Origin of the sequence: Tepidanaerobacter syntrophicus, from assembly GCF_001485475.2 — a bacterium.
GTDB classification, from domain to species: Bacteria; Bacillota; Thermosediminibacteria; order Thermosediminibacterales; family Tepidanaerobacteraceae; genus Tepidanaerobacter; species Tepidanaerobacter syntrophicus.
This window is the reverse complement of the sequence record NZ_DF977000.1, coordinates 19,050-31,821: the sequence shown is the minus strand read 5'-3', so window position 1 is coordinate 31,821 and position 12,772 is coordinate 19,050. Positions and strand designations below refer to the sequence as shown.

9 protein-coding genes are annotated in these 12,772 nt (G+C 29.8%); 8 read left to right on the top strand and 1 reads right to left on the bottom strand.

The annotated features are described in order from the left end of the window. Window positions 1-18: 18 nt before the first annotated feature. The gene (locus TSYNT_RS03275; RefSeq protein WP_059031727.1) at window positions 19-690 is read right to left on the bottom strand and encodes a hypothetical protein; all 672 of its coding nucleotides are present in this window, start codon (window positions 688-690) and stop codon (window positions 19-21) included. 512 nt (window positions 691-1,202) lie between these two features. On the opposite strand from TSYNT_RS03275, the gene TSYNT_RS03270 reads away from it, so the two are divergent. The 8 genes from TSYNT_RS03270 to TSYNT_RS03235 all read left to right on the top strand — a co-directional run bounded on the left by TSYNT_RS03270 (window position 1,203) and on the right by TSYNT_RS03235 (window position 12,573). After that, window positions 1,203-2,120, top strand: coding sequence for a ParM/StbA family protein (locus tag TSYNT_RS03270; protein ID WP_059031726.1), 918 nt, complete (start codon window positions 1,203-1,205; stop codon window positions 2,118-2,120). A gap of 5 nt (window positions 2,121-2,125) precedes the next feature. Then, window positions 2,126-2,407 (top strand): hypothetical protein, encoded by a 282-nt coding sequence (locus TSYNT_RS03265; RefSeq protein WP_059031725.1) that lies wholly within the window; start codon window positions 2,126-2,128, stop codon window positions 2,405-2,407. Between the two features lie 1,344 nt (window positions 2,408-3,751). Further along, complete coding sequence (locus TSYNT_RS03260; RefSeq protein WP_059031724.1) at window positions 3,752-3,946, top strand: helix-turn-helix domain-containing protein; 195 nt, start codon at window positions 3,752-3,754, stop codon at window positions 3,944-3,946. 67 nt (window positions 3,947-4,013) lie between these two features. Beyond that, window positions 4,014-7,229: a DNA methyltransferase gene (locus TSYNT_RS03255; RefSeq protein WP_059031723.1), complete on the top strand. Its 3,216-nt coding sequence runs from the start codon at window positions 4,014-4,016 to the stop codon at window positions 7,227-7,229. A 14-nt stretch (window positions 7,230-7,243) separates the two neighbouring features. Further along, window positions 7,244-10,447: a DEAD/DEAH box helicase family protein gene (locus tag TSYNT_RS03250; protein WP_202859718.1), complete on the top strand. Its 3,204-nt coding sequence runs from the start codon at window positions 7,244-7,246 to the stop codon at window positions 10,445-10,447. A 418-nt stretch (window positions 10,448-10,865) separates the two neighbouring features. Continuing rightward, window positions 10,866-11,201 (top strand): hypothetical protein, encoded by a 336-nt coding sequence (locus tag TSYNT_RS03245; protein ID WP_059031721.1) that lies wholly within the window; start codon window positions 10,866-10,868, stop codon window positions 11,199-11,201. 176 nt (window positions 11,202-11,377) lie between these two features. Beyond that, window positions 11,378-11,731 (top strand): hypothetical protein, encoded by a 354-nt coding sequence (locus TSYNT_RS03240; RefSeq protein WP_059031720.1) that lies wholly within the window; start codon window positions 11,378-11,380, stop codon window positions 11,729-11,731. A 428-nt stretch (window positions 11,732-12,159) separates the two neighbouring features. Further along, window positions 12,160-12,573 (top strand): hypothetical protein, encoded by a 414-nt coding sequence (locus TSYNT_RS03235; RefSeq protein WP_059031719.1) that lies wholly within the window; start codon window positions 12,160-12,162, stop codon window positions 12,571-12,573. Window positions 12,574-12,772: the final 199 nt, after the last annotated feature.

Here is a 12,772-nt window from a genome sequence, read left to right as displayed (position 1 = left end):
AGGTATCAGGGGACTATATTAATTATTCAAGGCTTCAGTTTTACTAAAACATTTTATTAGTTCTTGTACAAAATCGAAGGTTCGATCCCAAAGAGCAAACAACATTTCTTTTGTTTCTTCAGGAACTTCATCAATTTCCTTGTCTTTCAACTGATTGTAGGTTTCTTCAATCCATAGCCTTTCGTCTTTGATGGAAGACAGATTTTTTCTAGTGTTAAAAAGGCTTTCAGGTGAATTAATCTTTCTGTCACAGGCCTCATTAATGAGATAATTATAGTAAAAAACTGAAGTGAAGAATTTACCACTTAGAATAACGGCATGAAAATATACGTCTTCTTCATCAGTTTCATAAAAACCAGAATTAATAAGTTTTGTAACCCATAATATATTGCGAACCAGTTCTTCTTGTTCCCAATAATCGATTTTTAATCGTTTTAAATATCGATGGAAGATTTTTTTCGCCCTTGTATAAGTCTTGTTATAATGCTTGATAAATTGTGACCACTCTTTTTCACAATGAACAGAGAAGCCTTCACCCATTTCTATCTGATTTATCAAATCCTGCATAGATGATAATAAGATAATGCAAGTTTTTAGGATGAAGAAATCATGTGAATCATAATCTTTTTCAGTTAGGTTGCTATTGAGTATAGCATTTTGCAAATCCTCTAAATTTAATGGAAATGCCAAAAACATACCTCCTTTATTTTTTAGTGTACATCATCCTAGCACAGACAATGGAGGATATCAACCATTATATGTAAATATATAGGGCTCCATTTACCGTTCATGCATGCTATAATATGAGCAACACTCTCCTTCGAAGTTAATATAGATACTGAACCCCTGCAGATTGTTTTTGTAGTGATGCCTTTGGCAGATAAACCGGAAAACAACGCAGGGGTTTTTACTTTTTTGGGAAAGTGAAACCAGATAAAAATTAATGCAAAAACAAGGAATCCAATATCGTTTGTTGAAATATAGCATGACAAATTTTATTTACTCTAGACAGTTAGGGAAAAATGTTGCAGGTGTTCTAAGCCTGTAATTCATTTTTCCTTTTATTTTTCGAAGAAAGGAGGATGCAAATACATTGTAATTACTTGAGGAGGTGACATCTCATTATTAAGAACCCCACAGGAACTAAATATTATTGATAGTTCTTGTGGGGAACCATTTATCAAAAATAGGAGGGAAAATCTATGGGTTATATTATAGGAATAGACCACGGAAACAAGGCAATAAAAAGCATTGTTAATCAGTATAATTCGGGCTTTACTGTTTCAAGCACCATACCTATTACAAAAGAAAGACTATTGGTATTTGAAGGCAAGTATTACTCTATCTCAGGTGAAAGATTTCCTGTAATGGTTGATAAGACTGTAAACGACAACTTCTTTATTCTATCATTGCCTGCCATTGCAGAAGTACTAGAGAAGAAGTATCAAGGGGTTAATAAGGGAGAGATCATTTTAGCATGTGGCTTGCCTATTATGTATTATGGAAAACAAAAGGATAAATTTAGAGAGTATTTTATAAGAGATAATATATCATTTACCTATGGAGGGAAGCAATATGAAGTGTCAATTAAAGATGCATATGTTTATCCTCAGGGCTATGCAGCGATAATGCCTCATTTTACTCACTATAAGGATGTATCAAGACTTAATGTTGTAGATATTGGCGGATATACCATTGATGTTTTCACTGTTGAAAAAGGGCTTTTAAACATTAAATCTTGCATAAGTTTAACTACTGGGATTGTAACTCTATTAAACTCCATAAAACAGGAAATCCTGTCTTTAGGGATAGAAATTCATGAGGAGCAGATTGAGGATACAATTCTAGGAGAAAACATCTCATTTTTTCAAAATGAAAATATTAAGGCATTAATTGAAGACAAAACACAAATATACGTTGAAGAACTGTTGGATAGATTGAAAGAGTACGGCTTTGAGATGAAAATAAATCCGACAATATTTGTTGGAGGAGGTTCATTGCTTTTGCAAAAACACATTGAAAATAGTCCTAAAATAGGATATGTAGAAGTTTTAGATAGTTTTGCAAATGTAAAAGGCTTTGAACTTCTGGCAAAACAGGCAGTTAGTAGGGACAGGTGATATTCTTGGATGAAATTAAAAGATTGAACCTATCTTTCAACCTACAAAGAGAAAATGATCGGATTGCTTACAATATTATCAGGTCAAAAAGACAGAAAACTGCCTATATTATCAAAGCCGTATTAGCCTATGAAGGTGTCACCCAAGAGGAGAGGGAACTAAAAAGGATTAAAAGGGCACTTAGAGAAGTTATCAAAGAGATGAAACTTACAGCAGATAAGCATTGCGATTTTACAGAAGGAAGCCAAATTCCTGATGAGGTCTTCCAAATATTTGACAGTATCTAAAAACTGGCCATTGACAGGCCGGTTTTTTCTATTTTAGGAGCGGAAATAGCAATTAGGCCCATGATATAATGGAGCAAAAAAAGGGATGAGAAAAATAGAAAAATGGTTTTTAGAAAAGGATAAAATACTAATATTCCCCAATGGACAAACTATACCAAGCCATTTAAAATATTGGAGAATTCTATGGTTTAATTTATACACTGGAGAAGACTTTTAGTATTGAATTAAAAAAGGATAGTAGGATTATGGCATATCAGGCATGTAAGACAAAACAAGCGTTCATATCGTAAAAATAGCGACATCAACAAGAACATGTGTGATTGTAGGAGGTGATATTAGTTCAAGGTTTTAATAATAACGTTTATTATTTCAATCTTCCTTATAGTAAGTGCTTCCATACAACTTTATAATATGTTAGGAAATAAATCTTTAATTATTTTTGGTTTGGCAGCAATATCATTAATTAGATTGATAAAAGTAGCATTAGAAGGTGAAAAAACAGATAAGTAATAGTATTGTGCATTCACAATTATTAACAGATATTAACCAATAATAATCATTATTAACCATTATTACTGGTTGTTATCCATTATTAAACCTTAATAAGTTTATATAAACATGTTTCATAACGGTTAATAATGGTTAATAACGGCTAACAATAGTTAATAATAGTTAATAACCATTGTTAGTGGTTATTAATGGACATAAACTGTTAAGGGCTATTACTAACATTTATTAATCTTCTGAAGCATATTGGAGTTGATTTTCCTAACTATTAAATTCTGTCCGAAAAAAATCGCTATAGAGGATGACTATGTTATAAATAAAATAAATAAAAAGAATAAAATAAAAAGTAATAGAAAGAAAATGATATAAAATTACAACAGGGTTATTTAGGGCTAAATCAGTATAAATCGGTTAAAATAGACTTTTTTAAAAATAACCATTTTGTTTTTAAACGCAAAACGGTTATTTTTTTTGCTCAATTTTCGATGTGTTCCTAAAACAAGTAGAAGATTACATCATAAAAAACTCACTAAACCAAATAAAATAGATTTAATAAGGAAAAAGAAGAAAAAAATTGAATAAAAGAGATAAAAAATCTAATCTCCTAGTAATCGCAGGAATTCAACTATAACAATATATGAAGATTGTATTCATTTAATCATAATAAAAATATAACATGAAAAACAAACATAATAGTCCATTTTAGGTAGATTGTGTTCTGGAGAATTTTAGTAGATTTATTTAATCTCTACTTAATAATAGTGTTCATATAAAATTGACTTTGTTCGCACTTGGGAATATAATAAAATTAGTAACTTTCATCTGTGAGGGATTTCTATGGAATATATGTCTGCACGAGAAGCGGCTAACTTATGGGGGATTAGTAAAAGACGTGTACAAAAATTATGTAGCAAAGGTAGAATTGAGGGGGCTATAAAAGTAGGCATTGTATGGGCGATCCCAAAAGGAGCAAAAAAGCCCGTTGATGCAAGGTATAAGTCTATTACCAAAAAGACAAAGAATGACGGATGATTTTTGCAAATAGTTAATAATGAAATAGGAGATTATTAGTTCAAATTAATATATAGGAGGCATGAGAATGAGTGATAAATTAAAAAGATTTACAGATTTGCTTAAAGAGATGTTTGAAATGGATAAAGAAGATTTAGATTTCGGAATTTATCGTATAATGAAACTACGTAAGAATGAAATTGAAAATTTCATTGATAATGATTTACCAATTAAAGTTAAAGAGATCTTATCATCTTATGCAAAAGATAACTCGGAAATTAGGAAAAAAATGAAAAAAATTGAGGAATCATGTAATGAATTAGGAGTATCTATTGAAGAATTACCTGAAACTAGTGAGAAGAAAAAGGAGTATATGGAATTAAAAAAATCCTTAGAAAGTGGCAAAAGTTTGGCAGAAATTGAAACAGATGTATATTCAAAACTTTATGACTTCTTTAGCCGATATTATGATGAAGGAGATTTTATATCTAAAAGAAGATATAAGGAAGGGGTATATGCTATTCCTTATGAGGGGGAAGAAGTTAAACTATACTGGGCAAATCATGATCAATACTATATAAAGACAAGTGAGTATTTTAAGAATTACTCATTTGTTTCTCAAGGGATAACAGTAAATTTTAGATTAGTGGAAGTTTCTACGGAACAAGATAACAATAAGGAAGCCAAAGATGAAAAACGCAGGTTTGTTTTGTTAGATGAAAATTTCCTTGAAGTAGGTAATGATGAGATCAATATGTACTTTGAATTCAAAGTACATACTGCTAAGCAAGATACTCTTGTAAAATCTGCTTATGAAAAAATCAAGAGTGAAATTTCAAAATTAGATAGTAAATACTTAAATGCACTACTAATTCCAGCACCAACTGAAAAGGATAAAAATAGAACTCTTCTAGAGAAACATCTTACAACTTATGTTGCTAAAAATACGTTTGATTACTTTATTCATAAAGACCTCAAAAAGTTCTTAAAGCGTGAACTAGATTTTTATATTAAATCGGAGGTAATGAAGTTAGATGATATCGGAACTGAAAAAGAAGAGCGAGTAGAAAGTTATTTATGTAAAATACGAGCAATCAAAAATGTTGGTGAAATCATTATTGACTTTTTAGCGCAAATTGAAGATTTTCAAAAGAAATTATGGCTGAAAAAGAAATTTGTTGTGGAAACTAATTGGTGTATTACTCTAGATTTAATTGATGAGAAATTTTATTCTGAGATTGTCGCTAACCAAAAACAAATAGATGAATGGATTGAATACTATAAAATAGATGAAATTAAAAATAACAATGAACAAATTGCAATTGATGATGTTCAACAAATTTCATTTTCAACTCCATTAACTGTGGATTTTTTAAAGCAAAATAGAAACTTAGTACTTGATACAAAACATTTTGATAGAGATTTTAAGGAGAGACTTATTGAAAGCATTGATAATTTGGATGAAAAAACAAATGGATTATTAATACATAGTGAAAATTTTCAGGCTTTAAAGTTATTAGAAGAAAAATATAAAGGGAAAGTACAATGTGTATATATTGATCCGCCTTATAATTCACCTTCAAGTGAAATTGTGTACAAAAATAACTTCAAACATTCCACTTGGCTTTCACTTATGGAAAATAGATTGACACTTAGCAAAAAGTTTAATACTGAAGATGGTTCAACAATTGTTGCTATAGATAAATATGAGCATACGAGACTAGTAGAATTATTAAGACAACTTCATCCTAATAATGACATGGTTTCTGTAGCGGTTGAACATAACAAGAAAGGTACACAAGGGGATCATTTTTCTTATTCTAATGATTTTGCGGTCTTTTCTATTTCGAATAAGTTGAAAAAACTAAATAGTAAGTTGTTGCCAGAAAATGAATGGGAATACTCAAACTTTAGAAACTGGGGAAGTGAGTCTCTTAGAACAGATGCTGCAAATTGCTTTTATCCGATATATGTGCAGAATGGTAAGATAATTGGTTGTGGAGATGTGTGTGATGATGATTATCATCCACAGAGTCCGAATGTAGTAATAAAGAGTGGTAATGTAGAAATGTATGTAAATAACAATAAGGATAAACAAATTTTTACTGCAACAGAAGAAAATCCAATTATAGCCATTTATCCTATTGATGATAATTTAATTGAAAGAAAATGGAGGTATGCATTTCAAAGTATAAATGAAATTTTTGAATATTTAGTAATTGAAGAATCCAGGAAATCAAATTTACAAATATTTATGCCTAAATATTCAGAGCAATTTAAGACAATGTGGTATTCTCCTTTGTATAATGCTGGAGATTATGGAACTAAAGTATTAACATCTATGAATTTTCCTAAGGACCTTTTCCAGTTTCCTAAGTCTGTTTATACAGTAAAAGATTGCATTTATGCTGTATCAAATAATAATTCTATTATATTGGACTATTTTGCAGGCTCAGGAACAACTGCTCATGCTGTTATTGATTTGAATCGTGAAGACAAAGAAAACGGTAATCGAAAATATATACTTGTTGAAATGGGCAATTATTTCAATACAGTTACTTTACCTCGTATAAAAAAGGTTATTTATTCAAAAGACTGGAAAGATGGTTCACCTACAAATAGAGATACAGGTATAAGCCAGATTGTTAAATATATCCGTTTGGAGAGTTATGAAGATACTCTTAATAATATTAATTTCACACGTAACGAGCAACAACAGAGCATATTTGATAGCAATAAAAATCTATTTGAGGAGTATCTTGTTTACTATATGTTCGATATGGAAAGTAAAGATAGTGTGTTAAATCTTGACAACTTTGCAAATCCATTTGATTATAAAATGCGAATCACAACAAGAAATGTAATGACAAATAAAACGATAGACCTTGTTGAAACTTTCAATTATTTAATAGGTTTGGATGTGGTATCGCAAAGTAGAATTTTAAGGTTTAATACTCGTCCAATACCTTATAATGAAAAAGAGCCTGATACATATGATGGGGCTGTATTACTTGAAAGTGAAGAGGATGGCGAATATTGTTTTAAAACTGTTGAAGGTAAATTACCAAATGGGCAGTCTGCTCTTGTTATTTGGAGAAATATTACAGGCGATGCCATTAAAGATAATGCAGCACTAGATGCTTTTTTCAATCATTTTCACAAAAATAAAAATAGAAAATATGATGTTTATTTTGTAAACGGAGATAACAATCTTGAAAATTACCGTAAAAATGGTGAAAATTGGAAGGTCAACTTAATAGAAACTGTGTTCAAAAATAAAATGTTTGATTATAAGGATATATAAAGGAGGGAAGTATAGTGCCTAGGAAATCAGTAAAGAATCAAGATTTAAATGAGAGATTAATTCTTAACAAATATTTCCTCTTACTTATCGGGGAAGATAGTATTTCTAATATTGATAATGGAATTAAAGATGATGATTTAGAAGGATATGATGAAGATAACATTTCATACTATTACTACTATATTTCTCCTAAATTTGCAAAATACAGCAATATATCCAAGGATAAATTACTTGAATATGATCAGAATTTATATAGACATGTCAAACGAATTGGTGAGAAAAGAGGAGGCATCAAACTTAAATATTACCAATATATTGCATTACTTTTTACTGAAATCTTTTTAGATAAGTATTTTTTTGATACTGAGAATTTTTTGGATGAATTAAACCAATTTGTAAACGAATATAATGAGAAGAATCCACAGCAACCGATTAAAGAGTATACAAAGGAAAATCTTAGCAGGCTTGCGTATATGTGTGCTACAGGAAGCGGAAAAACATATATAATGCACATTAATATTTTGCAATTTCAGCATTATTATAAGAAAGCCAAAAAGATTAACCCTGATTTTGAAATTAATCGGTATATTGTGCTTACTCCAAATGAAGGTTTATCTAATCAGCATATGGAAGAAATGGAATTATCGAATATCCCTTATGAGTTATTTCATAATGATTTATTGTACAATGAAGATGCTGTTATCATTATAGATATTAATAAATTAAAGGAAGAAGGAAAGATTAAAACTGTATCAGTAGATTCTTTTTTGAAAAATAATGTTTTATTTGTAGATGAAGGTCATAAAGGTCTTGGTGGAGAGGTTTGGCTTGATTATAGAAATCGGCTATCAGAAGAGGGATTTGTTTTTGAGTATTCTGCAACTTTTAAACAGGCATTAAAAGGAGAAAAAATTAAGAAAGATGAAGAGAGTATAGTCGATATATATGGAAAATCAATTATTTTCGATTATTCATATAAGTATTTCTACAACGATATGTATGGAAAAGAATATAGAATATATAATCTGGAGGAAGATGAGAACGAAAATAAAAATACACTTTATCTAATAGGCTGTTTACTTACTTATTACCAACAATTGAAACTTTTTAATGTATACTCGAAAGAATATGAGCCATATAATCTAGAAAAACCTTTATTGGTATGTGTTGGTAATAGCGTTAATAAAAGAAGTAATTTAACAAAAGGAGAAGAGGAAGTTTTATCTGATGTCCAAAAAATATTAGTTTTTATTGATGAATTTACAAGTAATTACAAGAAAAGCATTGAAAACATTAGATTAGTCTTAAATGGTGATACTGGATTAATGCAAGGAAATAGAGATTTATTCTATAATGACTTTACATTTTTACAAGATGTATTCAAAGGAGATGTAGATGCACTTTATAAAGATATACTTAATTTAATATTTAACTCAGATGCTTCGGGGAGATTATACATTGAAGATTTAAAACAGGTAAACGGAGAGATTGGGTTAAAAATAGGTGATCAAAATGAATATTTTGGCGTTATTAATGTTGGCGAAAGTAATCAATTAATTAAAAATTGCGAATTGGTAGGAATGGTAACTAGTTCAAATGAATTTATTACAGAAAGTCTATTTAGAAATATAAATGATGAATCATCAAAGATAAATATACTTGTTGGTTCAAGGAAATTCACTGAAGGTTGGAACAGTTACCGTGTTTCGACTATGGTATTTTTTAATTTTGCTCGTGAAGAAGGTTCTCTGGCAATACAACTTTTTGGTCGAGGAGTAAGACTTAAAGGATATAAGAACTTATTAAAGAGAAGTGAAGCCTTTAGGAAAGAGAAGGAGCCACCTAGATATATTAATAAACTTGAAACGTTAACTATATTTGGAGTTAGGGCGGATTACATGAAAAGTTTCAAACAGTTCCTCGAATATGAAGAAGTACCTGTTGATAAAGTATCTAGGGAGTATAAACTGCCTACTGTGTATAAAGAGAGGCTTGAAAGGGCAAAGAAGAGTAATCTAAAGGTAATCACCTTGCCTCACAATATAAATTTTAAGAAGAAATCTAAAAGGCTGCTTATAACTGAACCAACCGGAGATTTTTATAATTATATAGTCAAAAATAAAATTAAACATGATGTATATTCGAAAGTACAGGCGTTAACATCTAATAATAATAATGAAATTGCTACCGATAAACATAATGATTATCTATATGAGAATATTTTATCATTTATTGATATGAGTGAAGTATTAGCCGAGTTACAAAGGTATAAAAGTGAAAAAGGGTATTATAATATTATTATAAGTAAAGATGAATGTATTAAGATACTTTGCAACAAAGATTGGTATGTTTTATATATACCTGAAAACGAATTAAAACTAGACAGTTTTGATAAGATTGTAGTTATTGAAGACATCTGTATGTCTTTATTAAAAAAGTATATAGATACATTTTATAAGTATCACAAAAAGGCTTGGGAACAACCATACCTAAAATATGAAACAATAAATGAGAATAATATTAAGAACAATCTGGTTAAAGAATATCTAATTACTCTATATGACCGTTCAAAGGAGGACTTTGATAGTTTTGAAAGGTTTATACATAATTTATCAGGAATGCTGAAGGGGGACCAGGAATTAATCCCACAATCAAAATTTGAGTTTACCGCATTTGACTATTATAATCATTTATATGTACCACTTGTCAGTATAAAAGATGGATTTAAAATAGAGGTTAGGCCTGTTGGATTAAATAAAGATGAAAAAAGATTTATTGATTTATTAAGGGAATATGTAAATAATAACCCATCTTTGTTTTCTGACTATAAATTATACTTACTCCGCAACAAGGCTAAGGTAGGAATAGGATTTTTTGAAGCAGGGAACTTTTATCCTGATTTTATATTATGGGTTGCAAACGATAAGAAACAATATATTAATTTCATTGATCCAAAGGGAATTATGATGCTTGATAAAAATATCAACAATGAAAAAATAATGTTTTTTGAGACAATCAAAGAATTAGAAAAACAACTGCAAAAGACTGACAATTCTGTGGATATCGTTTTAAACTCATTTATAATGTCGGGTACAAGTTTTTCTGATGTTAAAGTTAAGTATGGAGTAAACAACAAAATGGAATATGAGAAAAGGAATGTATTGTTCTTAGAAGACGAGGATTGCATAGAAAAAGTTTTTAATAAAATTTTAGGCTAATTAGGCTGATTAAATAGATAGAGTAGTTGCTCAGATTTTGAGGACTACTCTTTTTAATTATGTAAAAGGAGTTTCATTTTGATATTTTATATTGAAGTTTATAGGTTGCAAAATTATTAAGGTTTTGAATTAAGAGGTTATTTATGGGACATAAAAAACTTATATTAGGTCGACTGGTGATATTGGGTTTAATGATCCTTCTGCCAAAGCCCTATATAAATGGAGTTAAATATAATTTCTGCAAGATTAAAGTCAAAGACAAGATTCAGTCTTTGGCTTTTTATTTTTGTTGCAGATGTAAAATAAAAGGATAAAAATATTATACTTCCATGCAATAAATGGATATCAAGTCTAGAAGTTATAAGAAAGTGATGGTACACTGTACACATTTAAAAAATAGAGAACTGGAGGGAATATTATGCATGAAATTAAGGATTTAGATGCTTTAGAAATATCCAAAGCACTATTGGATACTTATAAATGTGTTCATGGTTTTGGGTTTAATGGACATTTTATATCAATAATACCAACAAAAAAATATTATTATTTAGCCTATAGGCATAGGGATAATCCTGATGAACACAGGCTTTTTAAATTTATTGAAGTTAGGGAGTTATATGAAGAAGATGAAATTAAAAATGCTTTATTGGAGATTAGAAAAGAGTATGGCCATGACCATGAAAAAAGTGAATATGATGAGGATTACAAGGAGGTGATAGATTATTTGATAAATAGCGGAGAATATAAGGTGTAGGAAAACTATTCAATATATTATAACCTAAAAATTTGACAGAATGAGTAGTTTGAAATATCATTATAAGTGATAATAAAATAATCTTAAATCAAAGTAAACTAACATAGCAAATTTGCCCGGAAAATAGGGTTTTGCCGTGTTAGTTTTTTGTTTATTTAGAAAGGAGAGATGTTTTAATGAGAAGGGTTAATGTTTATGAAAGTGAATTTTGCAATAAGATTGTTGCCAGAGTAAAATATAATGAAAAATTAGATTACTGGGATGGACGCAACCGGGGTAATGGAGGATTAGGTAAGCATAAAGGCATTACTAAGTTAAAGGACGGCAGGTTTGTTATTATTATAGGTTCTCAAATGCAAGGCTCAAAAGACTATGCCTATATAGTAAGTAAAGAAGAGGCGTTACAGGAAGTTTTAAAATCAGGTAATCTGGAACTATTGGAGGATAAAAAATTTGCTGAACTAAAAACTCTGTATGAGAAATTATGTGATTTAGAAGAAATTGATGAGGCAGAAACTATTGCAGAGTAAAGAAACGGTTACAAAGCACAATGTAGAGGAGTCGGGCGATAAGCCTAGGCTCCTCTTTGTATTACAACTGCTATCCTGTATTAACACAATCTATATTTTGTTATGCTTAGCCTGCAAAGAGACTGGGTTAAAAAATTTTTCAACATAATATAAATTATGCTGCCGTTGTCCGCTTTTACCCGAGGATCAAGAGATGATTAATACAAAATATCAACATAGTTTAAGAGGAAATTGCAATATTATTTGAAGACATAATTTATGGAGTGTTATTTAGTAATAAAACATCTGTTAATGATAGAAGTTTCAATGTAGTTAACACAGTTTTATCGCTATTGATTAGCAGCAGTTGTTAGCCATAGAATTGCTAAAACAGATTACACCATAATATGGTATTATAAAGAAAATATCATTTATAAGGGGGAGAAAGGATGTCGATTCCAAATTTGCAAATTGTGCTCAAAACAATCAGAGAAAATTATAATTGCTCGCTAACAACCATTAAAGGTAAACGAATTATGTTTGAAGGAGTGAGCAATAACAAGAAATTAGTTCTTTGTACTCCATCTTCAAAGTTGCATTCTCAAGGTAAAGGCTGGTTTGATCTCACAACTAAACAAGTCGAACTTCTAGATGATTCAGACATTTCGATACTTGCAGTTCGGTTAGAAGGAGGAAAAGTATATTATATTAACTTTAAAGATCTTAGAAGGTTAATGGAACCAGAGATGATACTTGAGAACCCAAGAGAAGGTAAACACTGGAAGTTTTATGTTTGGCCAAGTTATTTAAAAGTTCAAGGTAATGAAAAAGAATTTCATATTCAACCTGAAGTTGTTTACTAAGAAGTAGATACCCTTCCATTTGATAAAATTTATAAGAGTCAGGTGATAATCCTGACTTTTGTATTTAAATAATTTTCTATTCGAGTGTAACACAATTACATTATGTTACTGTCACTGAAGTGCTATGAACCTTGAATACAAGAGGGTTATAGCACTTTTGTTATAATTGAATCATTTGAGTGTAATTTAATGGGCTGAA